Here is a 23,940-nt window from a genome sequence, read left to right as displayed (position 1 = left end):
AAAAAGAAAAGCAGAGTAGCTCTGCTTTTCTTTTTTACCTGCCTTATATTTGATCCAGCTCCGCTGTACGGTTGGAATCCTTCTTTTGCTTTATGAACTTGTATACCTCCATGACTAGAAGAATAGCCACACTGAGAACCAAGGTATACAGCCATTGGCTAAAGCTTACGGGCTCTACGCTCAGCACAGTCTGCATGATTGGCAGATTCATGCTTAAAACATGTAGTCCCTGCGCCAGCAGCACAGCTCCAATCAATATTTTGTTGCTGAAAAAGGGTATCCGGAAAACAGATTTTCGTTCTGACCGGCAATTCAATACGTGATAATTTTCAAAGAAAACCAAAAGAAGCAACAGGCTATTCCGGGCGGTAAACTCACTCATTTTCAGATAATCCAAAAAGAATATCCAGGCGATAAACCCTATGATTCCTACGAAAACTCCTGAAACAAGCGTTTGTTCGATCATTAAGCGCTCAAATATTCCTTCTTGCGGCGGCCGGGGTTTTCGCTTCATTTCATCCCCTTCCAGAGGTTCAAAAGCCAAAGCTATGTCCTGAATACCATTGGTGACTAAATTAAGCCAAAGAATTTGCACAGCCAGCAGGGGAAGCGGATAACCCCCAATAATTGACAATGTAAACAACAATATTTCCGCCACCGACATAGAGATCAATAAATAGACGATCTTTCTGATATTGTTGTAAGCGCCCCGTCCTTGCTCAATACCGGCAACCAGAGAAGCGAAGTTGTCATCTGTCAGAACAATATCCGCCGTTTCCTTGGCAACATCAGTCCCAGTCCCCATAGCGACTCCGATATTGGCCTCTTTTAGCGCCGGAGCATCGTTCACGCCGTCGCCGGTGACTGCCACAAAATGACCGTTATCCATCATGGCTTTGACAATCAACTGTTTTTGAAACGGCTCTACCCGGGAAAAAACGGTTTTTGAATTGACTATATTAAGAAATTCCTGCCGGTTTTCCTTATCGCAGCAGCCTTTCAGCTCTACACCTGTTATGACATCCGCTTTGCTGTGGGCAATGCCCAGCTCCCGGGCTATGGAAAGTGCCGTCAGGGGATGATCTCCTGTAACCATACAAACCTTAACGCCGGCTTGCCTGCATTCCCGGACCGCCGCCTTGGCTTCCTGCCTTAACGGATCTATCATCCCGACTAAACCGAGAAAGGTTAAGCCGGCAATGTCGTTGTCATCATAATTGTCCTGATTTTCAATAAGGCCATCGGCCAGTGCCAACACGCGGTAGCCCTGTTCAGCCAGTTGCGAAGCATCCTGCTCTATCATTTCTTTATCCAAAGGCGCTAGGCCGTTTGTTCCCAGCATACTGTCGCAGCGGGAAAGAATTGTTTCATACGCTCCTTTTACCGCAACTCTGACTTTGTCCCCTTGTTGATTAAACGCTGCAGCATAGCGAAGCTGGGCATCAAAGGGAATAATGCCGGTGCTTGGCTGTTGCTCAAGCAGCTCGTTGTGCCGTAGGCCTAATTTTTCACCAAGAACCAAAAAGGCAATATCGACTGAATCCCCATAATAATGCCATTGCTGATCTTTTTGATAGAACGTTGCTTCATTACACAATACCCCGATTTCCGCCAGACGCTTGAGCCGGGAAAACTCCGGCCCGGCCTGATTATTTACGCCCTTCAGCCCGCCTTGGGGGTTATAACCCTCTCCTGTAACTTCAAACTGTTTTTCGCCCGGGAAAGATATAATTTTTAAGGTAAGCTGATTATGCGTTAAGGTTCCGGTCTTATCACTGGCGATTACCGTACAACTTCCCAAACCCTCTAAAGCCAATAGTTTCCGGACAATAACATGCCGCTGGGCCATCCTGCGCATGCCGATCGATAACGCAACGGTTATTCCAATCGGCAGGCCTTCCGGAATAGCGGACACCGCTAAAGCTATTGCCATGAAAAAGACCGTATCTATTTCAAACCCTTTATTAAAAGCGAAAAATCCCAACATCGCTGCAACCAGTAATATGACGACAGTAATGTTTTTGGTAAACGACTCCATGCGATGAACCAAAGGTGTTTTCGTATCCTCGGCGGAAAGAACTTTTGCAATTTTGCCTATTTCGGTGCTCCAGCCCGTATCAGTCACAATGCCCAGACCTGAACCCCTGGTTACTACGGTGCTGGCAAAAGCAATATTGGTACGATCGCCTAAAGGAATCGGCTCATCATTTAAAATCTGAATGTTTTTTGTTACAGGTAAAGATTCGCCTGTTAGCAGCGATTCGTCAATTTCCAGTCCATTGGCCCTGATCAACCGCAAATCGGCAGGCACTCTTAACCCCGCCTCCAGAACAATGACATCGCCGGGAACCACATCTTTCACATCAATTTCCTTTTTATGGCTATCGCGAATGACCAGTGCTTTTTGCGGCACGATTTTTTGTAAAGAGGCGGCGCTTTTGGCGGCATTCCATTCCTGGTAAGTACCAATAACCGAATTGAGCAGCAAGGCGATGAAAATGAAGGCAGCATCCATGTATTCTTTCAGAAAGAAAGAAACGACAGCGGCAATCAACAGAATATACATTAAAGGGCTTTTAAACTGTTGAATAAAAATCTTTATGACAGACGGCGGCGGTTCACTGGGCAATACATTTTCTCCATACTTGTCCAATCTTTCCTGCGCCTGGTCCAAGGCGAGCCCGTTTTCACTCGTGTCTAATTGTTCCTTAACCTCTTCAATACTCTTTAGATACCATTTTCGCATTTTTACCTCCTTATTTTAGCTAAATAAAAATAAATGGCGCAGATGTGTTCGACTTTGCGAAAGCTCCACAGGTGCGTCAAATAACGGTAATAAATGTTAATAGTTATTATAGCATAGCTATCGAACGGTTGAAAACCGGTTCCGCTTCTTTTTGACCTTGCTTTGGTGAATGACATATTCACGAAAATAAAGCGCCGCTTTTGAAAAGTATCGTTTTTCCTTCCAGGCAAGGTAGAGAAAGCTTTTATAATCAAAATCCTCGACTTTCAGTAAAACAAACGGGGAATTGGGTTTTTGCCTGCCCGGCGATGGAAAAAAGGTTACGCCAAACCCGGCGGAGACTAAGTTAACCAGTCCCTGAGAGCTGTCACATGTACATACAACCTTCGGCGCAAATCCTCTTTTTAGGCACATGGCATGACAAAATTCCTGAATGCTTTCATCGGCTTTCAGGTTGATAAAAGGTTCCCCGGCCAATTCTTCCAGAGCAACAGTACCACGGTTAGCCAGGCGATGAACGGGTGACACAGCCAGAAAAATATCTTTTTCCACCAAGGGAACGCACACGATATCCGGCCGTTCAATTTTCTTAATAGTAAAAATAAAGTCAACTTCCCCGCTTTCCAGTAACCGCAATTTGGCATTTTCATTCGTTGTCTGCGTAAGCTGGAAATTTACTTTTGGATAAAGCTGCGCAAAGGAAGCTAAACGGTTGCAAAATCGTTTGCTCATAAAGGTAGACGCAATAGACACATAGCCGAATTCGCTGCCTGACAAATCGGAAACTTCCTGGCGCCCGGCCTCAAGCTCATTCAGGGCGCGGGTTACCCTCTCTAAAAAAGCTTTTCCGTATTCATTCAGCACAATATTCCGGCCGGTCCGGTTAAACAAAGGAACACCTACATCTTCTTCCAGCCGGGCAATTGTCACGCTTAGAGCAGGCTGCGCAATTTGTAATGCGTGAGCCGCCTTTGTCATGTGTTCAAGCTTGGCCACCGTCTGAAAATATTTCAACTGCAATAAATCCATAACGTGCTCCCCTTAATTAATATACAATTTATTATGGTACCATTATAAAATATGTACTATTATTTATCAAATGTTTAATTTATAATTAATTATCGATAATGATAATCGTTATCTGAGTGTTCTTATGTTTTGCTAGAGAAAAGGGGGGGGACGTTGGTATACATTACTATAGTCAGAAGGGGGGGAGTAAAGCGCATAACAAAATAGCCGTTTGAATATGGCTGCTCCCATATGGCCTAAGCACCGGCCCCGAAACCTTAAACCGGGGGAAACATGGAAACCTCGGCACAGGGCAGAACGCCATCAAGGCTGGCCGGAATGTGGTAGCGGGAGCGCTGTACAGAATAGGATATTCAGGAATTGTTATATACGATAGGCCAGGGGGAGAGCTTTATCGGCGATTAAGGCCTAAACTTATTGTGGGGGGAAATTTAGTGAATGTTGGTATAAAACAAAATAAGAAAAAGATCGGGCTGTTGGCTATCGGTCTAAGTGTTGCCTTGAGTTTGCCTGCTTACGCTGCCGAGAACGATCCTATTTTCCAGTTCGACGAAGTGGTGGTAACGGCCTCCGGCTTTGAACAGGATATTGTCGACGCACCGGCTAGTATTACGGTAATTACAAAAGAGGATATCAACCGGCGTGGCTATACGGATCTTGCGGGTATCCTGTCCGATGTGGAAGGCGTTGACGTGCGCAGCTCCGCCAGCAGACTGGGTGGGGCGAATGTCAGCATCCGCGGTATGGGTAGCGACTATACGCTGGTTCTGGTGGACGGCATTCCCCAGAATGGGGACCGGGGTGTCGGACCGAACGGCTATAGTGTTGGGCTCGGTACTTTCGTGCCGCCGCTGGCGACAATTGAACGCGTTGAAATCATTCGTGGTCCGATGTCCACCCTGTACGGAACCGAGGCTATGGGCGGCGTGGTGAATATCATTACCAAAAAGGTAACTGACGAGTGGAATCATAACCTGACGTTGGACTACACCCTTCACGAGAATTCGGAATGGGGCAGTGTAACCCGTTATTCTTTATTTTCGAGCGGCCCACTTGTCGAGGATAAAGTGGGACTGGCCTTGCGCGGTAACTTTCTTCGGCGGGCCGGATCCTCTGTTACCAATGATCAGGGTGATCTAGTTACCACCAGAGGGGCAAATCCCATTGCCTTAAGAAACTACAGCCTAGGCGGCAAAGTAACCTGGAAACTGGATGACAGCAACAGCCTCTGGTTGGACGCTGAGACGGCCACTAGCGATTTTTCCAAAGCACCGGGTTCGGCTACACAGAACAATCCGCTGCGCTTTGACCGCGACAAGGTGACGCTGGGCAGCGATAATAAGGTGTCCTATGGCGACTGGAGCACTACCCTGACCTATAACACCACCGAACTGAAAGGCTATGGCGCAGCTAGCGGCGCGCCCCGCAAGCTGAAGAACGAAAACCTGATTTTTGAGACCAAATTGGTTGCGCCGGTTGGCGACGCTCATACGCTGACCGCGGGCGGACGGTACTGGGATGCAAAATTGGAGAGCAGTGTGATAACCGCTGACGGCCTGCCTAACCCCGAGGCGAAAACCACTTCGCTGTTTGTGGAAGACGAATGGCGGCTGCGGGAGGATCTGGCCTTTACTTATGGCGCCCGTTATGACCATCACAATTTTTTTGGCGGAAATACCAGCCCGCGAGGTTACCTGGTCTGGAAGGCGAGTGACAAGTGGACGCTGAAAGGCGGTGTCAGCACCGGTTTCAAAGCCCCTACCCTGACGCAGACGACGGACGGTCATACCGGCGGTACCGGCGGTACGAGCAGTGATATACTGGTTAGAGGCAACCCCAACCTCAAGCCCGAGGAAAGCGTAAACAGGGAACTGGGCTTTTACTACCAGCATCCTACCGGTTTCAGCGCCAATGCCACCCTGTTCCACACGGATTTTAAAAATCGAATCAGTAGCACCGCTACCTGGGCGGATGAAAGCGGTCAGCTGTGGCAATCTTACGAAAACGTAGACAAAGCCAAGATCGACGGTCTTGAATTGGGCACCAAAATTCCGCTGGCCCAGGACTTGGCGTTGAATCTGAATTACACCTACCTTGAAAGCGAACAGATTGGCGGCGCAAATGACGGTACTAGGCTCAACAATACGCCTAAACATGCGGTAAATGCGCGGCTGAACTGGCAGGCGGACGAAAAGACCAACGCCTGGCTAAGAGCGGAATACCGCGGCAAAATGACCCGGTATAACAAAAAAGCGGAAAATTATACCGCTACGGAGCAGGCAGTGGTTGATGCGCTTGGCAAGGACATTGGCTCCTATACAGTGCTTGATCTGGGGGTATCCCGTAAGCTAACCCAGAATGTTACATTAAATTTCTCTGTCAATAATCTGCTTGATAAAGATTTCGGCAAAACCGCCATAGTAAATGGCACGACTTACTATAAATATATCGGCGGCTCCGGACAAAGTCCTAGTGGCACTTATCTGGCGGGACGGAATTATTGGGTATCCGTGAATTACAATTTCTAAAATGTATTTTGGGAGCCATGCAGACCTGGACACATCCGCGTCTGCATGGCTTTTATTCGGCCGCCCGCGGTCTCTACTCAATACGGTTGGCGGCTATGCAACACAGGAATATTGGCTGCCCGACTGCTTCCCGAAGTTTCTGGCTTCCTCAAATTTCGTTGTTTTCTTGCATTGCTCTCCCAATACTCCGTAGAATCTGTTTTATAGGGTTATCCAAATTCAGCTGTCAGAGTGCACTTATTCACAATAACTACAATTTAATTAATGCAACGAAAAGGAGGCGACGTAATGCCGGAGCGAAATTTATCAGTGCAGTACGCGGATACGAGCCATAGGCCGGACGTCACCGACGGGAGTAACCGGCGGCAATGATGCAATACTGGTATAAAATACATAAATGGACCAGTTTGGTTTGTGCTGTTTTTCTGCTGATTATGTGCGCCAGCGCCTTACCGCTGATCTTCAAACAGGAAATTAACGACTTTAACCGGGTGCAGAGACCGGCGGTTTCAAGGCCTGCACCGTCGCAGGCAGCACCTGCACCGACGGAGACACCACCCGTTTCTTTGGCCAGGCAGGCAACAAATCTTCTTGACCGTCATCCCGGCTACAGCCTGCGCACGGTTTCGCTGGATTATGAACAGCAAAGCGCGCGGTTTTCCCTGCAAGTGGAAGGAAAAAGGCTGCAGATCAGTACGGACCTTCAGACTGGCCGGGTGATTGAACAGTCTGAACGGAGTGCCGGCCATGGTGGCCGGGGCGGACAGTCCGATAACCAAATCAAGTACGCGGTTATCCCTGAGTTTCTTAATTTTATGCACATCATGCATGTGAACCTGTATCTGGGGGCCTTCGGACGGAGCCTGCTGGGCTGGATGTGCGGGTTAAGCATTGTTTCCCTGCTGACCGGCTTGTATTTGTATGCGCCGTTTATGAGAACCATGCCCTTTGGCGCCATCCGTACTGCACCCCGCCGGAACTGGTGGATGGACTGGCATAAGCTGTCGGGCATTGTCACGCTGGTCTGGGCGGTATTGTTGTGTTTGAGCGGATTCATTCTGGTCTTTGGCGGTCCGGTGAGCAATGCCTGGAATGAAAATGTCCGTCAGGCGTTGTTGGCCCAATATCAGGGAACGCCTGTTTCGACATCGCGCATTTCTCTTGATGATGTGCTGGAAACCGCCCAAAGAGCCTTGCCTGAGCGGAAGATAACGTCAATTGAGCTGCCGCAGGAAGGCGGAAAAATGCCCTGGCATTATGTTGTTCGCACTCAGGGCGAAGGCTTTGCCGCGCATTTTCAGGAGTTTGTCTGGGTTGATGCGTCGACCGGCACTGTTACAGCCACAATTGCCCAGCCCTGGTATCTGCAGGCAATTTCGCTGGCCAGGCCGGCTCATTTCAGCAACCATGACACCTTAGCGTTAAAAATTCTGTGGTTTGTCACCGATGCGCTGACTTGCTTTATGATTATTACCGGTATTTACGCCTGGTTCGTAAAATTCCGGCCGGTCAGACCGGCGGCACAAAAGCAGACCCAGGCAGTGCGTCCGGTACGGCAGTCAAACCGGCAAATCTGGCTGCAGCCGGTTATCATAATCGTCCTGTCTGTGGTCGGCATTTTGGCGCCGCTGGCCGGCGGACAATATAATACGCCGGCGACGCTTGCTTTGGCCACACCGCTCATCCTGACGGTATATTACTGGCTGCGCCGCTAATCTTCCGGAATAAACCACACTCCGGCGTTTTCCGTATACGGCCGCTTGGGAAGCAAATACAAGGGGCGTGTCGCAAAACGTTTTTTAAAACGCCAAGCGGCACGCCCGTTGTTGAGCAAGGCAGCAGAAAACACTGATTGAAAGCACACCGGTGCAGCTACTTACACCCTAAACCACTGGCTATTTGCCATTATGATATTGGCGACGGGTTTAGGCAATTGATTGAACCTGGATACTGCTTTTTACGATTAATAGTAAAACTAATATAATATCATTATAAAATATGTATTATTATTTATCAAACTTTTAATTTATAATTTAATGATGATAATGATTATCATAATAATGGAGCGCCAAGGCCATGCCGATGCGGAATCCGAGTTTGCATTGGTATTTCGCCGAGGCATTTGGAGATGAGAAGGGACAGGATATTGGAAACCTATGAATAAGCAATTTTTCATGGCAAGACCATTGATGATTTTGATGTTGCTCCTATTATCCGCCTTGTCCGTACTGATCGGGGTTAAGGATATTGATTTCCTGCAGCTTGGTAGCCGCGATGTGTATATCATACTGATCAGCCGGCTGCCAAGGCTGATCAGTATCATTGTGGCGGGGAGCAGCATCGGCATTACCGGATTGATTATGCAGACAATTACCAAAAACAAATTCGTTTCCCCGACAACAGCGGGAACCGTTCAGTGGACCCGCCTGGGAATCCTGGTTGCGATTTTGTTTTTCGGTGGTGAAAGCCACTTTACCAAGATGTCGGTCGCTTTTGCCTTCTCTTTGTTCGGCTCATTCCTGTTTATCGGTCTGTTGTCCCGGATTAAAGTGAAAAATGCGGTGCTCATCCCGCTGATCGGGCTGATGCTGGGCAGCGTGGTTTCGGCGATAACCACCTATTTTGCCTATCACTACGACCTGGTTCAAAATATGTCCTCCTGGCTGCAGGGTGATTTCTCTTTAATCACAAAGGGCCGGTACGAGCTGTTGTACCTGGGAATTCCTTTTTTGATCATCGGCTATCTCTTTGCCGATAAGTTCACCATTGCCGGCATGGGCGGGGATTTTGCCCGCAATCTCGGCCTTAAGTACGAACAGGTCGTTGCCGTCGGTCTGGTGATCGTTTCGATGATTACCGCCGTTGTAACGGTGACGGTCGGCGCCTTGCCGTTTCTTGATCTGATTGTACCGAATATCGTCAGCATGGCGAAAGGGGATAATCTAAAAAACAGCCTGCTGGATACCGCGCTGATCGGTACAAATTTTGTATTGGCCTGCGATATCCTGGGAAGAGTGTTGCTGTTTCCCTATGAGATCCCCATTGGTATGATTGTGAGCGTCAGCGGCAGCGCCATTTTCCTGTGGATGATTTTCAGGAGGAGTCAGCATGCGGTTTAAAGTGCTTTGTATTGCGCCCGGAAAATTCCGGTTGCCAGCGGACAAACGCGCCCGGACAATCCTGCTGTTTCTTGCCTTTCTTGCTGTTGGGGCGGTGTGCCTGTTCCTTTTTCAGGGGATCAGCCCGGAGAACGCGGCTTTCAATCTGCCCCGGCGCGCCATGAAAATAACCGCCATGGTATTGGTGGCGATATGCACCGGCTATTCTGCCGTGGTATTCCAAACCATTACCGAGAACCGGATTTTAACGCCCAGTGTGATGGGGCTTGATGCGTTATATTTGTTCATTCAGTCGCTGGTGGTGTTTCTGTTTGGCGCGCAGCAGCTTACGATGATGGACGCTACACTGCATTTTCTGCTGTCCGCCGGCGGGATGATGCTGGCTTCCGGCATCCTTTATCAATTTATTTTTGATGGCGAGAACCGCAATGTGTATGTTCTGGTTTTGATTGGCATCGTCATGGGGATTTTTTTCAGCGGCATCGCTTCTTTTATGCAAATGCTGATCGATCCCAATGAGTTTTTGGTTTTACAGGATGCGATGTTTGCGAGCTTTAAAATCATCAATGAGGATTTGCTGTTTATTTCAGCTGCCATCACTATTTTTGTCTTGCTGTTTTCCTGGCGAGACCTGTCACGGTTTGATGTATTGGGGCTTGGCCGGGACACGGCGATCAGCCTGGGCGTCGGCTATAACGGCCTGGTTCGGCGTACTCTGCTGATGGTAGCCGTACTGGTATCGGTCGCCACGGCTCTAGTCGGCCCCATCACTTTTCTGGGGATTCTGTTAGTCAGTTTAGCCAGAGAGATTCTGAATACGTTCCGGCACCGGGACATGATTTTAGGCGCCGTGTTGATTGGCGTGATTGCACTGGTGCTGGGACAGTTTATGGTGGAGCGGATATTGCAGACCACAACTACCGTTGGTGTCATTTTGAATTTTGTCGGAGGGACATGCTTTATTGTTCTGTTATTGAGGGAGAGCAAGCGATGATTGAGATTAAAAACGCTTTTAAAAAGTATGGCGGCAAAACGGTGGTCGATCGGGTTTCGGTCACGCTGGAAGAGGGAAAACTGACTGCCTTTATCGGCAGTAACGGTGCGGGAAAAAGCACCTTGATTTCCATGGCAAGCCGTTTACTGAAAATGAACGGGGGGGAGATCTATATTGACGGCACTGAGCTGCAGCGCTGGAATCACGAGCAGCTTGCCAGGAAAATCTCTATCCTGCGCCAGGCCAATCACACAAATTTGCGGCTGACCATACGGGAGCTCGTAAGCTTCGGCCGTTATCCTTATTCCCGGGGAAAGCTTACCGCTGAGGACTTGGCCCAAATCGACCAGGCCATTGACTATATGGGAATTGCGGCTATTCAGGACAGCTTTCTGGATGAACTCAGCGGCGGGCAGCGGCAAATGGCTTACATCGCCATGGTGATTGCCCAGGACACCAAATACATCTTTTTGGATGAACCGCTCAATAATCTGGATATGAAGCACTCGGTCCAAATTATGAAAATATTACGCAATCTGGTCGACGAAAAAGGCAAGACCATTCTCATCGTCATTCACGATATTAACTTTGTTTCATGCTACGCCGATCATATTGTTGCCCTCAAGGCCGGCCGCTTGCTGAAAAGTGGGCCAACCGCCGAGATTATCAAGCCCGAAGTGCTTGCTGAAATTTATGATATGCATATCGACATCTGTCAGATCCGGGGCAACAATATCTGTGTCTATTATACCTGATGTTTTTCTCATCCCAAGGATGAAAAAATATAAAACAATCTTAGGAGGTTTCTATGAAAAAACGATTGGCTTCTTTACTGGCTGCCGCTATGCTGGCAATTACCCTGACCGGATGTTCAAGTTCAACAGCCACTACGGGTTCTACGCAGACGCAGGCTGCGGCTACGATTAAAGTAACCCATAATCTTGGCGAGACGGAAGTGCCCCTCAACCCGCAACGGGTAGTTGTGTACGACTTTGGGATGCTGGATACGCTGGACGCGTTAGGCGTGGCCCCTACTCTTGCTTTGCCGAAAAACAATGTGCCGCCTTACCTTGCCAAATACAAAGGCGACGCCTATGCTGACGCGGGTGATTTTTTCGCCAAGGATCTGGAAACGGTCAACAATTTCAAGCCTGATCTGATTATTCTTGGCGGCCGCCAGGGGAAGGTTTACGAAGAGATGAGCAAAATTGCGCCCACTATTGTTATGGGCGGCATTGACAGCACCAAATATATGGAGGATCTCTCCCGCTATAATTTGATGATCGGTGAAATTTTCGGCAAAAAAGCGGAAGCTCAGGCGGCCTTGGATAAAATCAGCGCTAGGATTAATGAGGTCAGGGCTGTGGCCGAGAAGAACGACGGCAAGGCTCTGATTGTTCTCACCAATGACGGCAACCTCAGCGCATTCGGTCCCGGCTCCCGCTTCGGTTTAATCCATAATGTGCTGGGCATCAAGCCTGTTGATCCCACCATTAATGTCGGTATGCACGGAGCGAAGATCGGCTTCGAGTATTTTGAAGCCAAGAATCCGGACATGATCTTTGTTGTCGACAGGACGGTTGTTGTCGGCGGCTCGAACAAGGCTGCAGCCACCCTGGATAATGCAATGGTCCGGTCAACAAATGCGGCCAAGAACGGCAAGATTATTTTTCTTGATCCCGGTACCTGGTATTTGACAGGTAATGGATTGGAATCTGCATCAAGGATGATCGAGGAAGTTGCTGCGGTACTGGGTATGTAAAACAGCTGTGAGGAACATGTGAGCAGATGCAGATATTGAGGCGGCGACACGCAAAATAGAAATGGACTTATTCGCGCCTACTGCCTTTATTTGGCAGTAGGCGCGATCTGTATCTAAATCTGCCCGGGAGATATTATCATTTCAGTGTGAGGAGGAACTTATGGAGCATTTATGGTTGATCTTTAGCCTGTTATCGGCATTTAGCGCTTCCTTGGTCGGGATCTTTGGCAAGCTTGGCTTAACGTCAGCCGATCCCAATGCGGCCACTGCGGTACGGGCAATTATTATGGCTGTCTTTTTGTTTGGCGTTGTCATTGTCCAGGGCAATCTACAAGAAATTCCCGCAATTATTGCCGATAAGAAAGTACTGCTGTACATTGGCTTGAGCGGACTTGCCGGCGCCCTGTCCTGGCTGTTTTATTTCTGGGCCCTGAAGTTTGGCAAAGTAAGCCAGGTCGCTCCGATTGATAAGCTCAGTGTTGTGATTGCGGCTGTTTTGGCTGTTATTTTTCTTGGTGAAAAAATAAATTTACTAAATGCTGTAGGCATCGGGCTGATTGCCATTGGCGCGCTCATTGTTTCCATCAGTTGACCGGCCCGTCTTTCATGGATTTTAGATTTTTTTATTATTCAGTTGATAATGTATATGCCACGTTGGGCGTTCGGTGTAATGCAATTGCGCCTGGCGCTGTAAATACCAATATTCATAGCACAATAAGCAAGCCGCATGAATTTGGCAGAGGCAAAGCCCTGGCGTGGGTGAGCCGGAAGAAATTGCTAAAGTTGCTTTATTCCTGGCTTCAGATGATTCCAGTTTTGTGAACGGTACAGTTGTGATAGCAGATGCAGGCTGGACTGCTTATTAGTGAGAAGGAAAAATGATGTGAAAGAAAGCAGGCAATGCGCTATACATGGACCCATCCTGGCCATCCCCTTTAGGGGATGGTTTTTTGCCGTGGCGGCAGGGGGAAGGCAAGCAAGGCGTTGCCTGCGGGATGAAAGGATATTCAATGTTAATTTGAGCCTGGGTTTAGCCGGCAGTATCCGTTTAGAACAGCCTCCGCCTGCTTTTGGGCCATCAGGACTCTGGTTTCAGCAATTGCCGTCCCGGCGTGGGGCGCGAAAAGGGTCCGGTCCTGCATTTTCAACAACTGCGGCGATATGGCGGCGCTGTGCTTCCCGGGGCAGTAATCTTCCATTTCAAAAACATCCGCGCCATAGCCGCCGATACGATTGTTTGCCAGCGCCGCAACCACGGCTTCTTCGTCGACAACCGAGCCCCGGCTGGGATTTACGAGGATGGCGGCAGGTTTCATCATACGGAGTTCTTTTGAACCGATGAGATGAACTGTACCCTTGGTCAGGGGACAGCATACACAAATAAAATCCGCTTCTCTCAGCAGGGCTTGCAGTGAAAGATGGGTCAGACCAAGGAGCGACTCTTGGCCGGAGGGCAGCCGGTCCGGCTGAGCGTAATAAAGACGCAGCTTAAATCCCGCCGCCCGGCTGGCCACCGCCTTGCCAAGCTGTCCCATGCCAATAATGCCCAAGCTCTTTCCCGATACTCCCAAGCCGTAGTGCGGGGAAGGACTCCAGCCGGAAAAGAGGCCGGAACGCACCGCCTGATCGCCGGAGACGATTTTCCGGGCTAAGCCTAACAGGAGACTCCAGGCTAAATCAGCCACAGGCTCACTCATGATGGCTCCGTCATTTTGAGCGACAACAATGCCCTTCCGGGCGGCGGCCTCGCTATCGACATTATCGCTGCCCCGTCCAAAGCTGGCAATGATTCGCAGCTTAGGCATTTGCGCCAGCAGCCATTCATCAATGTAATCACGGACTGAAATGCAGAGTCCATACGCATCCCGGGCCGCCGCCAGTATTTGGGCCAGGTCCGGCGGCTGCGGCGACGAATTGACGATGACCTTGAAATAAGGCCGCAATAAGCGCGGTCCTTCCGCGGGAACCTGATGGGTGTAATAAATCATGGGTTTGGGCGTGCCCGCCTTAACTTGATGCACGATATTCACGCTCATTCGTCATGTTTTCAATTGATCGCAATAAAGCAATAAACCGCTTGATGCTTTCATTTAAACGGCCCTCTTTACGGGATATGATTCTATAGTCTTTATACAGGTTAACTCCTTTAATCGGTACTGCGGCCAGTGTTTTCATCGCGATTTCGCGGGTGACGGACGAACCGACGACAATGGATATGCCGAGAGAGTTTTCAACGGCTTTTTTCACGGCTTCAGTGCTGCCGAGCCGGAAGGACACTTTTAGCTGGCTGGCCAAGGCGCCGATTTGCCGTTCCAGGGCCCGGTTGGTTCCCGAGCCGGGTTCGCCAACGACAAATGGCTGCTGCAGGAGCTCCTGCACCTGAATGTGCTTCAAACCGGCCCAGGGGTGGGAAGGCGATACGATCAACAGCAGGGGTTCGCGTTTCAATAATTCTGTTTTTAAGGTAACATCAGAGACATCTGTTTCAACAATGCCGATCCCCAGCTGATATTCAGCGACTTTTTTTTCGATCGTATAATTTTTGTCGATCGTGACCTCAACTTTAATGCCGGGATGGTTTTGATTAAAGACGCCCAGCACCCTGGGCAGCGTATAAACCCCGATATTGCTGCTTGCGCCGACGGCGAAAGAACCGTGCTTCAGGTTGTTGTATCCGGCCATCGCTTCCGCCGTTTCCGCCTCCAGTCCGAGCAGCTTCAGCGCATGATGGTACAGGCAGGCGCCTTCCTCAGTCAGAAAGTACTGTTTGTTTCTGTAGGTCAACAAGGGGCAGCCATAGTACTTATCCAAATGCGCCAAATGGGTGGAAATGGTGGGCTGAGAGTAAAGGAGGCGGTTCATGGCTTCCTTCATTGTCTTACTTTCGGCCAAACAAACAAAGGTTTTCAAATAGTACAGTAAATCCATCTCTATCACCAACTATCAAAAAGATCAATAAAAAGCTGCCTGGCTATAATTATAGTGAATTGCCGGTGTTGTTTCAATGAATTAACCGTTAAGGTTAGCGGCGGTTCTTTAAAATTATGTTAAAATTATGTTAACAAAACTGGGCGCGACAAAGGATGGGGCTGGCGGGAATAAGGAATTGGGCGATCAGGTCAAGCCAATGCCTGTTAACTATTGAATAAATGAATAGCACTATCAAGATTGTATTGTTGTAAATAAACGAAGCAATTGCTATCCTCTAGGTAGAGCCAGACCAGATCAATAACAGCATTATTGGGAGGGGAGATGCATGATTCGCTTTGAAAATGTCCAAAAACAATTTGGCCGGGCCAAGGTTCTGCAAGGTGTAACCTTTGCGGTGAAAGCCGGGGAGTTCCTGGTGATCCTGGGGCCAAGCGGCGCTGGGAAGTCGACGCTCCTCAGATGCGCCAACGGCTTGGTTCCTCCGTCTGATGGAACTGTTTATGTAAACGGAATGCAAGTGACAAGGCACAATCTTCACACGTTGCGGAAAGATATCGGCTTCATTTTTCAGCACTATAACATCGTCGGCAACCTGAATGTCATGAATAATGTGCTGATTGGGACACTGGGCCGCAAATCCTATTGGAATTTTAGCTTCCGCCGGGAGGACCGGCAGGCCGCCGAGCAAGCGATTGCGCAGGTGGGGCTGGCGGATAAAGCCTTTGTGCGGGCCGATAAATTGAGCGGGGGGCAAAAACAGCGGGTTGGAATTGCCCGGGCGCTTGTTCAGGAGCCCAAAGTGATTTTGGCGGACGAACCTGTATCCAATCTGGACCCGGTTATCGGCTTAGAGATATTGTCTCTTTTACAAACCATTAATGAAACCATGGGTACCACGATTATTTGCAACCTGCATCATGTCGAATATGCCCGCAGATTTGGCCATAGAATCATCGGTATCAGCGGCGGCAGGACAGTATTTGACGGAAAGCCGGCTGAATTGGATGAAAAGCAGCTTGCCGCCATTTACGCCGCGCCTAAGCCCTGCGGTGAGGCTGAGGGATCAAGCAATACAGCTGCAAATGGTTAACCTATTTTAGTATTAGGAGTGGAGAATATGAAAAATACAATGAAGTTTTGGCTTGTTTCACTGTTAGCAATCACCATGCTGGCTGTGGGCTGCGGCGGTCCGGCAAAAACCGACTCGGCCACTAACCCGGCAAAGCTGAAAATCGCGCTATTGCCTGACGAGTCTCCTTCGACCGTCATTAAAAACAACGAAAAACTTAAAGAATACCTGGCTTCCGTACTCAAAAAGGATGTTGAGCTGATTGTAACGACCGACTATTCTTCAATGATTGAAGCAATGCGGAAAGGGCAAATTGATATTGCCTATTTCGGCCCTTTATCTTACATCCTGCTCAAGCAGAAAATGGCCGATGTGGAACCATTTGCGGCCAAGCTTGAAAAAGGGTCGCCTACGTACCAGGGCGTGATTATCGCCAGCGCCGCCAGCGGCATCAGCGAGTTGAGCGACATTAAAGGCAAGACAATGGCCTACGGGGACCAGGCGTCGACATCAAGCCATCTTATTCCGAAGCAAATTCTGCTGGAAAACAAGCTAAAGGCAGGCCAGGACTATAAAGAGGTTTTTGTGGGAGCGCATGATGCCGTCCTTAAAGCCGTCCAGAACGGCAACGCCCAGGCGGGGGGCTTGAGCAAGCCGATCTATGACCAGCTTGTGGAAAAGAAAGTTGTGGATACCGATAAGGTAAAAGTGATTAAGTTGTCGCCGCAATACCCCAATTACCCCTGGGTGATGAGAACCAGCCTGGATAAAAACCTTCAGGAAAACATCAGACAGGCTTTCTACGGGTTAAAAGACAAGGATATACTGAAAGCGCTCAAGGCGGATGGCTTTGCATCTATTCAGGATAAAGACTACGATGTCATCCGGAACATGGTCAAAATCCTGGGAATCGATTTGGAAAAGGCCCAATAACCATGAAGGAAGCTAAAAGAAGGCGTGAGGGTCAGTGGGGTTTGATCATGGCTGTGCTGGCCGCGCTCATTGGCGGTTCGACGATTTTTACCGCGGCCGTCAGCTGGGAGGCGCTGACTTCCGGCAAAATTTTAACCAACCTATTTTCCATTGTCGGTGAAATGTTCCCGCCGGACCCCGCAATTGTTGGAAAACTGCCCAAACCAATCGGCGAAACCCTGGCGATGAGTGTTATGGCAACCTTACTGGCGGTCCTGCTGTCGCTGCCACTGGCTTTTCTGGGGGCGAAGACCACCTGCCGCAGTACGGCGGTACGCTGGGCGGTAAAAGCGGTAATAAACGCACTCCGGACCATTCCGGAACTGATTATGGCCATTATCTTTGTGGCAGCGGTAGGCTTTGGCATTCTGCCCGGGATTTTGGCCTTGGGCCTGCATTCCGTAGGGATGCTGGGCAAGTTCTATGCCGAAGCGATCGAGCGGGTTGACCTGGGCGCCATCGAAGCGGTTGAGGCGGTAGGCGGATCGCGGTTTCATGTCATCCTCTTCGGCGTCATTCCCCAAATCATCACCCAGGTTGTGGATTTCACCCTTTACCGCTGGGAATACAACTTTCGGGCGTCGACGGTGGTGGGGATGGTCGGGGCGGGCGGCATTGGCTTTGAACTGGTATCTTCTCTCCGCTTGATGCAGTATCAGGAAGTTTTGGCCATATTGATCGTGGTGTTTGGGCTTGTGCAGCTGGTGGACAGCTTTGGCAACCTGATCCGCGAAAAGATGCTGGGAAAGGAAGAAGGATGATGTCTCGTAAAAAGGTGTTTGTAGGCCAGTTCATGCCTGACAGGGGACTGGCGATGCTTCGGCAGTATTTTGACGTCAGCTATTGCGACGGTGCGTCGCTGTCGAAAGAGGAGTTTATGGTTCGCGCCAGGGAAGTGGACGCGCTGGTGGCTTTTATGACCGATTACATTGACCGGGACATTCTGGCAAACTGCCCGGGACTGAAAGTAATCGCCAGCTTTGGGAAGGGGTTTGATAATATTGATGTGCAGGCCTGTACCCGCCAGGGTATTTTGGTTACGGTTAATCCGGACGACCTGACCGCGTCGACTGCCGAATTGGCCATGACGCTCCTGCTGGCGCTCAGCCGCAATGTATTGCCCGCTGATACCCATATCCGGGCCGGTCACTTTCAGGGTTGGCATCCCTTGCATTATCTGGGATCGGATGTTCATGGCAAAACGCTCGGGCTGGTGGGCTTTGGCGCCATTGGTCAAGCCATAGCCCGGCGGGCGAAAGGGTTTGAGGTCAATATCCGCTATTATGACAGCAATCAGGAGGCCGGGGCGCAATGCCCTGACGCGCAGTTTGCCGAACTGCCGGATTTATTAGCTGAAAGCGACTATGTGGTGATTGCGGTAAGCCTTAATCCCGGCAGCCGCCATCTGCTTGGGGCCAAGGAAATCGCGCTGCTGAAAAAAGGCAGCTATCTGATTAATATTGGAAGAGGCTCCACCGTCGACGAAGCGGCGGTGGCGGAAGCCCTTTTAACAAACCGTTTACGGGGCTATGCGGCTGATGTGTTTGCGTTCGAGGACCAGTCAATCGGCGTGCGGCCTGCGTATATCAATGACAAGCTGCTGCGGTGCAGCGACAGAACCGTTTTTACGCCGCATCTGGGTACGGGAACGGTAGAGGCGCGGGACCGGTTGTCGGTTTCAACCGCCAGGCAGCTGATCAGCGCGTTAAAAGGAGCAAGGCCGAGCGGCGCGGTGAACTATGACGCAATTTATGGCGTATGACCAATAAATTTTTCCCAAGTGGCAAGTACTGAATGCATCATCATGAGGGCCCGGAAGCTATACAAAAGGAGGATATTGGGTAACTATCCAGGCTTGGAAGACAAATAGAGGGATTGCTGAATTAAAAGGAGAAAGTAGCCATAACTTACTTTTTGAGTGAGTTATGGCTACTTTACAATTTGATACTACTTCTCGTTAGTGGAGTACGGTGGTATGATATAAGATATGCATTCAGTCTATTGAAGCAGGCTGCCGTAGATAGCAAGCAACGGTTAAAAACAGGTAAGGAAGGAACTACTCATGAAAATTATTGATGCTCACATTCACTTTTGTCAGGAGCTTTACTTTGATCAGATTGCAGAACTGGCGGGCCATGAAAACACCAGCGCCCATCTGAAAGAACAATATGCCGCCCATAACATTGTTCATGGCGTGGTCATGGGCAACCGGAGCCTGGAGCTGAGTGACCACCATTATCCTGACGATCTTAGCTATTGCATTGGGCTGGACAGCACCTGTTTTAAGGTGGAAGAGGCGGTGCGGCAGGCTGATTTGGTAGAAAAGCATTTACTAAGAAAGAATTGTGTGGGCATTAAGCTCTATCCGGGTTACAATCACTTTTATCTTTACGATCCGGTGGTAGACCCATTTTATCAACTGGCAATGCAATATAAAAAACCCGTGGCTGTTCATACCGGTTTAACAGCCACCAGCAATGCGCTGCTGAAATACAGTCATCCTTTGATTTTGGATGAGGTCGCGGTACGCTATCCTCAGGTTCAGTTTGTCATGTGCCATATAGGCAATCCCTGGCTGGTAGACGCCATTGCGGTGATCGAGAAGAATGAAAATGTAGCTGCCGACCTTTCGGGAATTCTGGAAGGCCGGATCGATCGAATGACGGATTTTTTTGCCGAAAAGCACGGCTATATCAACTTCTTAAAAGTTTGGCTGGAGTATCTGGACAAGTATGACCGGCTGCTGTATGGAACCGACTGGCCGCTGGCTAATATCTCCAACTATATTGAATTTGTCGCGCATATTATTCCGGAAAAGCATCACGACAAAGTGTTTTTTGACAACGCCAACAGGATTTATCAGCTTGGCCTTTGACCGGCGGCCAGGGAGACTATGCTTTTTTATTGATTCATCGTTTAATCTAGTAAAACGTAAATGATAATTATTATTAATTAATAAATTATATTGCATATGCTTTTGTGGTATGCTAAAATAAGCTTAATTTAAGATCACACTTATCTAATATGAAGGAGGATAATCCAATGGTTAATCCAAAACTGCAAGATGCAATCAACAGTCAAATTCAGGCGGAATTTTATTCAGCCTATCTTTATCTTTCCATGTCCGCTTACTGTGAAAGTCAGAATTTCACTGGTTTTGCCCATTGGCTCAAGCTGCAATACCAGGAGGAAACAGAGCATGCCCTGAAACTGATTGGCTACCTGCAGGAGCGGGGCGGAACGGTGGAATTAAAGAAAATTGACGCGCCGCCGGCCGAATTCGGCTCCCCGCTGCAAGTATTTGAACAAACGCTGGCCCATGAACAGCATGTGACCAGCCTGATTCATCAATTGTATGAAACTGCGGCGGCGGAAAAGGATTATGCGGCGCAAATCTTCCTGCAATGGTTCATTACCGAGCAGGTTGAGGAAGAAGCCAGCGCCACTGCTGTGGTGGAGAGACTGAGAATTATTGGTGACAAGAGTCCCGGCAGTATATTATACATCGACAAAGAACTGGGCAAACGCGTTTAAGAAAAAGGCCTCATTGGAGGCCTTTTTTGTATGGTGCTACCTCTGAATAACTTTTTTTGACAGAATTGCTTTTGGCATAGCGACAAATAATAGCTATATAGCTTCTAAATAAGTCTCTTTGGAGGTGGCTGTATATGGAAAAAGATATGCCGGAAGAAACGAAATATAACTCAATAGATGAGTATGGTTTTGGTGAGGAGCCTGAAAACCATGATTGGAATGACGGTTCGTTGGATGAACTTAGCCCAATGGTTAGAAAAGCAATAAGACGGGGAGAACAAGCGCTGGCGGAAGCAGCGCAAGCCAATGGCGCTGCTTACAAAATGTGAATAAATGAAAAATTCCTGGAGCTAATACAAGCTCCAGGAATTTTTTTGCTGAAATGCTTTTGCCAGCTTCCGCCAGGCACCTTTTGCATCACACAGCCTGCGCCTGGTGCAGACGTCTGTAATCCCCATCCCGCAGCAGCAATTCCTCGTGGCTGCCCTGTTCGCTAATGCCCTGCTCGGTCAGCACTACGATGCGGTCGGCAGTTCTGACCGTTGCCAGACGGTGGGCGATAATCAGCGTGGTGCGGTCTTTGGAAAGCTCTGCCAGCGACTGCTGGATAGCGGCTTCCGTCAGGGTATCCAGCGAAGAAGTGGCCTCGTCCAGAATAAGGATAGGCGGATTTTTTAAAAACATCCGCGCAATAGACAGCCGCTGTTTTTGTCCGCCGGACAGCTTTACGCCTCGTTCACCGATCAGCGTGTCCAGCCCGTCCGGCTGGGCACAGATGAAGGTATCCAACTGTGCCCGTTTAGCTGCTTCCCAGACTTCCGATTCAGTGGCGCCCAGCTTGCCGAACTGGATGTTCTCCCGGATGGTGCCGCCAAACAGGAACACTTCCTGCTGCACCACACCGATCTGCCGGCGCAGGGAGTGCAGCGTCATACTGCGGATATCCGTCCCATCAATGGTAATACGACCGGCGTCCGGCTCGTAAAAGCGGGGGAGCAGGCTGCACAGTGTGGTTTTTCCCGCCCCGGAGGGGCCGACAAACGCCACTGTCTCACCGGCCCGGATACAAAGATTGATCTGCTTCAGCACCCGCTGGTTTCGGTCGTAGCCAAAGGTCACATCTTCGTAGCAGATATCTCCCCGGACCACCGTTACCGCCGTCGCATCCGGCGCATCCTTAATTTCAGGCTCAATGTCCATTAATTCCACAAATCTCTTAAACCCGGCCAGGCCGTTGGGAAAACGCACCGAAAAAGCGGCCAGCATCCGGATGGGAGCAAGCATAACATTGGACAATAGAATGAAACTAAACAAATCTCCGTTGGTCATTTCTCCCTGGATAGAAAACCAGCTGCCTCCGAGCAGGGCCACGACCGGCAGCAGACTCATCAGCAGATACGTTGCCGCTTCATTTTTGGCGATATGTTTAAAGCCCTCCACCTTTGCGGTACAAAAGCGGTGATTGTCGGCAATAAACAACTTTTTTTGATGCTCCTCGTTGGCGAAGGACTGAACCACCCTGATACCGCCTATTCCGTCCTCCAAACGGGATACAAACCCGCCGATTGTCTTAAACAGACGGCCCCTGGAAGCGGTCATGGCGCGCGTGAAATAGATGTTCAGCCCCAGCAGCACAGCCACCAGCAGGCTCATAACAAGCGCCAGGCCCCAGTTGGCCTGGAACATGAGGACCATTGCGCCAAGCAATGTAGCGACGGCAATAAAGAAATGCTCCGGTCCGTAATGCGCCATATTGCCCACATCCAGCAAATCGTTCGAAATTCTGGACACCAGATGACCGGTCTTCCGGTTGTCGAAGAAGCGGAAAGACAGCTTTTGCAGATGATCATACAGTTCAATGCGCAGATCTGTTTCAATGTACATGCCCAGCTTTTCGCCCCAAAAATTTACTACAGCCTTCAACCCCGTATTGACAATATACACGCCAACCAGGGCTGTGCAGGCAATCAAAATTAGGACCCAGTTTTCGGTAGGCACGAGCTTGTCTACGATATAACTGACGGTCAGCGGAAAGCACAGCTCCAGAATGGCGGCAGCCACAGCACAGGAAAAGTCCAGGCAGAACAGCTCCCGATAGGGACGATAATATTGGATAAAGCGTCTGATCAAACCGATTAAGCCTCCTTTTAACAGCTTTATTCACATTTCGGGCAGTATAAAGCCAGGCCCAGCTAAGGCTGCGCCTGATACTGAACGAAGTGATTCTTGTTGTTGGCAGCAGAATTGACAATGATCTCAAACTCCAGCTTGACACAGGAAAGCTCCTGTTCATTTTTTTGCACCTGCTTTTAGTATAGCAAAGCCGGCAGTAGCTGTGAATGAACGTTTTTCTAAACTAGCATAGACTTTTCCCGCTTTGCTCCCGGAAGGCGGTAGGGGAAATACCAACCTGTTTTTTAAACAATCTGCTGAAATAAGCAGCGTCCTTATAGCCCACGCATTCTGCAATTTCCGCCACTGTGCAGCCGCAGCTTTTTAACAAATCCTTCGCCCGGTCAATGCGGAATTTACTTAGATACACGACCGGCGCCATAGCGATATGCTTTTGAAAAATCTCGGCGAAGCGTTTGCCGTTGAACCCGTATTGTGCGGCTAGCTGCGCAATTGAAATTTGTTCTGCATAATTTTCATGCATAAACGCTACAGCGTCGGCAATCAGTTCGCCATGATTGTCCTTGTGCTGACGTTTGGCCGCAAGGACAGTTTCCTCAATCAGATTTGTGAATAGCGTTTTAGAGCGCAGCAGCGCCAGGCTGTCAGGCCTGGCGCTGCAGGCCAGAAGCTGCTGCACCATGGTGGTTATGCGGGGACTGGGTCCGGTGGGAATGTTGAAATGCCGGTCGTAACAGGAAGATCCGGTTGAGTGCTGCTCGAAAATTTGGTAATGGATCACGGCATAGCGCCATGTTTTGCTGCCAAGGACCGCTTTGTCCAGCTGCATATCCGAGCCGGCATGAACAATCATGCCAGGCTCCAGGACATAGGCTGTTCCATTTAAGGCAAAGCAGGCGCTGCCGGCCAAAGGAATAATCAGACCGCAGCAGCCCTCGCCGGTCCTGCCCCCGGTGGCTTGATTGCCCGGTAAAGCCCCGTCCATAAAAATATCCTGAAAAAACAGCGGCGTTTGGGCATAGTAATCGACTAGTTGATTGACGTTCATTTTTACAGTGAAACCTCCTTGGTGTGCTGCACGGCTTTTGGACAATGATTCCGCCGGTAAAGGCCAATTTCCTCT

General features: G+C 49.4%; 21 protein-coding genes. 15 read left to right on the top strand and 6 right to left on the bottom strand.

Annotated elements, in window-relative coordinates; translation table 11 throughout:
* Window positions 1–43: 43 nt before the first annotated feature.
* Together BLR06_RS16250 and BLR06_RS16245 are read right to left on the bottom strand one after the other, a co-directional pair.
* On the bottom strand, window positions 44–2,746 hold the full coding sequence (locus BLR06_RS16250) for a cation-translocating P-type ATPase (RefSeq protein ID WP_092074645.1): 2,703 nt from the start codon (window positions 2,744–2,746) through the stop codon (window positions 44–46).
* A gap of 117 nt (window positions 2,747–2,863) precedes the next feature.
* The gene (locus BLR06_RS16245; RefSeq protein ID WP_092074644.1) at window positions 2,864–3,775 is read right to left on the bottom strand and encodes a LysR family transcriptional regulator; all 912 of its coding nucleotides are present in this window, start codon (window positions 3,773–3,775) and stop codon (window positions 2,864–2,866) included.
* A gap of 434 nt (window positions 3,776–4,209) precedes the next feature.
* On the opposite strand from BLR06_RS16245, the gene BLR06_RS16240 reads away from it, so the two are divergent.
* The 8 genes from BLR06_RS16240 to BLR06_RS20400 all read left to right on the top strand — a co-directional run bounded on the left by BLR06_RS16240 (window position 4,210) and on the right by BLR06_RS20400 (window position 13,044).
* Window positions 4,210–6,303 (top strand): TonB-dependent receptor domain-containing protein, encoded by a 2,094-nt coding sequence (locus tag BLR06_RS16240; RefSeq protein WP_217636921.1) that lies wholly within the window; start codon window positions 4,210–4,212, stop codon window positions 6,301–6,303.
* A 368-nt stretch (window positions 6,304–6,671) separates the two neighbouring features.
* Complete coding sequence (locus tag BLR06_RS16235) at window positions 6,672–8,018, top strand: PepSY-associated TM helix domain-containing protein (RefSeq protein ID WP_245698194.1); 1,347 nt, start codon at window positions 6,672–6,674, stop codon at window positions 8,016–8,018.
* A gap of 441 nt (window positions 8,019–8,459) precedes the next feature.
* On the top strand, window positions 8,460–9,422 hold the full coding sequence (locus tag BLR06_RS16230) for an ABC transporter permease (protein WP_245698193.1): 963 nt from the start codon (window positions 8,460–8,462) through the stop codon (window positions 9,420–9,422).
* Entirely contained in the window at window positions 9,412–10,416 is a 1,005-nt protein-coding gene (locus tag BLR06_RS16225) for an iron chelate uptake ABC transporter family permease subunit (RefSeq protein WP_092074643.1), read from the top strand. Before BLR06_RS16230 ends, BLR06_RS16225 begins: the two co-directional genes overlap by 11 nt.
* Entirely contained in the window at window positions 10,413–11,171 is a 759-nt protein-coding gene (locus BLR06_RS16220) for an iron ABC transporter ATP-binding protein (RefSeq protein ID WP_092074642.1), read from the top strand. The genes BLR06_RS16225 and BLR06_RS16220 overlap by 4 nt, the downstream gene beginning before the upstream one ends.
* A gap of 53 nt (window positions 11,172–11,224) precedes the next feature.
* Complete coding sequence (locus BLR06_RS16215; protein WP_092074641.1) at window positions 11,225–12,178, top strand: siderophore ABC transporter substrate-binding protein; 954 nt, start codon at window positions 11,225–11,227, stop codon at window positions 12,176–12,178.
* A 160-nt stretch (window positions 12,179–12,338) separates the two neighbouring features.
* A complete protein-coding gene (locus BLR06_RS16210; RefSeq protein ID WP_092074640.1) occupies window positions 12,339–12,770 on the top strand; it encodes an EamA family transporter in 432 nt (143 codons plus the stop codon).
* Window positions 12,771–12,933: 163 nt separating this feature from the next.
* The gene (locus tag BLR06_RS20400) at window positions 12,934–13,044 is read left to right on the top strand and encodes an SDR family oxidoreductase (RefSeq protein WP_217636920.1); all 111 of its coding nucleotides are present in this window, start codon (window positions 12,934–12,936) and stop codon (window positions 13,042–13,044) included.
* 147 nt (window positions 13,045–13,191) lie between these two features.
* Here the strand turns inward: BLR06_RS20400 and BLR06_RS16200 are convergent, their stop codons facing one another.
* Together BLR06_RS16200 and BLR06_RS16195 are read right to left on the bottom strand one after the other, a co-directional pair.
* Window positions 13,192–14,199 carry an NAD(P)-dependent oxidoreductase gene (locus BLR06_RS16200; protein ID WP_173812684.1) on the bottom strand — a complete coding sequence of 336 codons (1,008 nt, stop codon included), beginning with the start codon at window positions 14,197–14,199 and terminating at the stop codon, window positions 13,192–13,194.
* Window positions 14,186–15,106 (bottom strand): LysR family transcriptional regulator, encoded by a 921-nt coding sequence (locus BLR06_RS16195; RefSeq protein WP_092074638.1) that lies wholly within the window; start codon window positions 15,104–15,106, stop codon window positions 14,186–14,188. The genes BLR06_RS16200 and BLR06_RS16195 overlap by 14 nt, the downstream gene beginning before the upstream one ends.
* A 328-nt stretch (window positions 15,107–15,434) precedes the next feature.
* Between BLR06_RS16195 and phnC the strand changes: the two genes are divergently transcribed.
* The 7 genes from phnC to BLR06_RS16160 all read left to right on the top strand — a co-directional run bounded on the left by phnC (window position 15,435) and on the right by BLR06_RS16160 (window position 21,013).
* Window positions 15,435–16,199, top strand: a complete 765-nt coding sequence (gene phnC / locus BLR06_RS16190; RefSeq protein WP_092074637.1) for a phosphonate ABC transporter ATP-binding protein — start codon at window positions 15,435–15,437, stop codon at window positions 16,197–16,199.
* A 27-nt stretch (window positions 16,200–16,226) separates the two neighbouring features.
* Entirely contained in the window at window positions 16,227–17,111 is an 885-nt protein-coding gene (gene phnD / locus BLR06_RS16185) for a phosphate/phosphite/phosphonate ABC transporter substrate-binding protein (protein ID WP_217636919.1), read from the top strand.
* 2 nt (window positions 17,112–17,113) lie between these two features.
* Complete coding sequence (phnE, locus tag BLR06_RS16180; protein WP_092074636.1) at window positions 17,114–17,911, top strand: phosphonate ABC transporter, permease protein PhnE; 798 nt, start codon at window positions 17,114–17,116, stop codon at window positions 17,909–17,911.
* Window positions 17,908–18,912 carry a 2-hydroxyacid dehydrogenase gene (locus tag BLR06_RS16175; RefSeq protein WP_092074635.1) on the top strand — a complete coding sequence of 335 codons (1,005 nt, stop codon included), beginning with the start codon at window positions 17,908–17,910 and terminating at the stop codon, window positions 18,910–18,912. The genes phnE and BLR06_RS16175 overlap by 4 nt, the downstream gene beginning before the upstream one ends.
* Before the next feature lie 300 nt (window positions 18,913–19,212).
* Window positions 19,213–20,025: an amidohydrolase family protein gene (locus tag BLR06_RS16170; RefSeq protein WP_092074634.1), complete on the top strand. Its 813-nt coding sequence runs from the start codon at window positions 19,213–19,215 to the stop codon at window positions 20,023–20,025.
* A 167-nt stretch (window positions 20,026–20,192) separates the two neighbouring features.
* Window positions 20,193–20,684 carry a ferritin gene (locus BLR06_RS16165; RefSeq protein ID WP_092074633.1) on the top strand — a complete coding sequence of 164 codons (492 nt, stop codon included), beginning with the start codon at window positions 20,193–20,195 and terminating at the stop codon, window positions 20,682–20,684.
* 134 nt (window positions 20,685–20,818) lie between these two features.
* Window positions 20,819–21,013: a hypothetical protein gene (locus BLR06_RS16160; protein ID WP_092074632.1), complete on the top strand. Its 195-nt coding sequence runs from the start codon at window positions 20,819–20,821 to the stop codon at window positions 21,011–21,013.
* 88 nt (window positions 21,014–21,101) lie between these two features.
* On the opposite strand, the gene BLR06_RS16155 is transcribed toward BLR06_RS16160, so the two are convergent.
* Both BLR06_RS16155 and BLR06_RS16150 read right to left on the bottom strand, forming a co-directional pair.
* A complete protein-coding gene (locus BLR06_RS16155; protein WP_092074631.1) occupies window positions 21,102–22,814 on the bottom strand; it encodes an ABC transporter ATP-binding protein in 1,713 nt (570 codons plus the stop codon).
* A 226-nt stretch (window positions 22,815–23,040) separates the two neighbouring features.
* Window positions 23,041–23,865, bottom strand: a complete 825-nt coding sequence (locus BLR06_RS16150) for a helix-turn-helix domain-containing protein (protein ID WP_217636918.1) — start codon at window positions 23,863–23,865, stop codon at window positions 23,041–23,043.
* Between the last annotated feature and the right edge of the window lie 75 nt (window positions 23,866–23,940).

Source organism: Dendrosporobacter quercicolus (assembly GCF_900104455.1).
In the GTDB taxonomy this organism is placed as follows: Bacteria; Bacillota; Negativicutes; order DSM-1736; family Dendrosporobacteraceae; genus Dendrosporobacter; species Dendrosporobacter quercicolus.
This window is presented reverse-complemented; position numbering and strand designations above follow the sequence as displayed.

Coding starts and splice junctions, on each gene's coding strand:
- BLR06_RS16230 (WP_245698193.1), top strand. CDS start 8,460: ATGAATAAGCAATTTTTCATGGCAAGACCATTGATGATTTTGATGTTG.
- BLR06_RS16245 (WP_092074644.1), bottom strand. CDS start 3,775: ATGGATTTATTGCAGTTGAAATATTTTCAGACGGTGGCCAAGCTTGAA.
- phnE (WP_092074636.1), top strand. CDS start 17,114: ATGAAGGAAGCTAAAAGAAGGCGTGAGGGTCAGTGGGGTTTGATCATG.
- BLR06_RS16225 (WP_092074643.1), top strand. CDS start 9,412: ATGCGGTTTAAAGTGCTTTGTATTGCGCCCGGAAAATTCCGGTTGCCA.
- BLR06_RS16150 (WP_217636918.1), bottom strand. CDS start 23,865: ATGAACGTCAATCAACTAGTCGATTACTATGCCCAAACGCCGCTGTTT.
- BLR06_RS16210 (WP_092074640.1), top strand. CDS start 12,339: ATGGAGCATTTATGGTTGATCTTTAGCCTGTTATCGGCATTTAGCGCT.
- BLR06_RS16215 (WP_092074641.1), top strand. CDS start 11,225: ATGAAAAAACGATTGGCTTCTTTACTGGCTGCCGCTATGCTGGCAATT.
- BLR06_RS16165 (WP_092074633.1), top strand. CDS start 20,193: ATGGTTAATCCAAAACTGCAAGATGCAATCAACAGTCAAATTCAGGCG.
- BLR06_RS16250 (WP_092074645.1), bottom strand. CDS start 2,746: ATGCGAAAATGGTATCTAAAGAGTATTGAAGAGGTTAAGGAACAATTA.
- BLR06_RS16170 (WP_092074634.1), top strand. CDS start 19,213: ATGAAAATTATTGATGCTCACATTCACTTTTGTCAGGAGCTTTACTTT.
- BLR06_RS16175 (WP_092074635.1), top strand. CDS start 17,908: ATGATGTCTCGTAAAAAGGTGTTTGTAGGCCAGTTCATGCCTGACAGG.
- BLR06_RS16195 (WP_092074638.1), bottom strand. CDS start 15,106: ATGGATTTACTGTACTATTTGAAAACCTTTGTTTGTTTGGCCGAAAGT.
- BLR06_RS16160 (WP_092074632.1), top strand. CDS start 20,819: ATGGAAAAAGATATGCCGGAAGAAACGAAATATAACTCAATAGATGAG.
- BLR06_RS16220 (WP_092074642.1), top strand. CDS start 10,413: ATGATTGAGATTAAAAACGCTTTTAAAAAGTATGGCGGCAAAACGGTG.
- phnC (WP_092074637.1), top strand. CDS start 15,435: ATGATTCGCTTTGAAAATGTCCAAAAACAATTTGGCCGGGCCAAGGTT.
- phnD (WP_217636919.1), top strand. CDS start 16,227: ATGAAAAATACAATGAAGTTTTGGCTTGTTTCACTGTTAGCAATCACC.
- BLR06_RS16235 (WP_245698194.1), top strand. CDS start 6,672: ATGATGCAATACTGGTATAAAATACATAAATGGACCAGTTTGGTTTGT.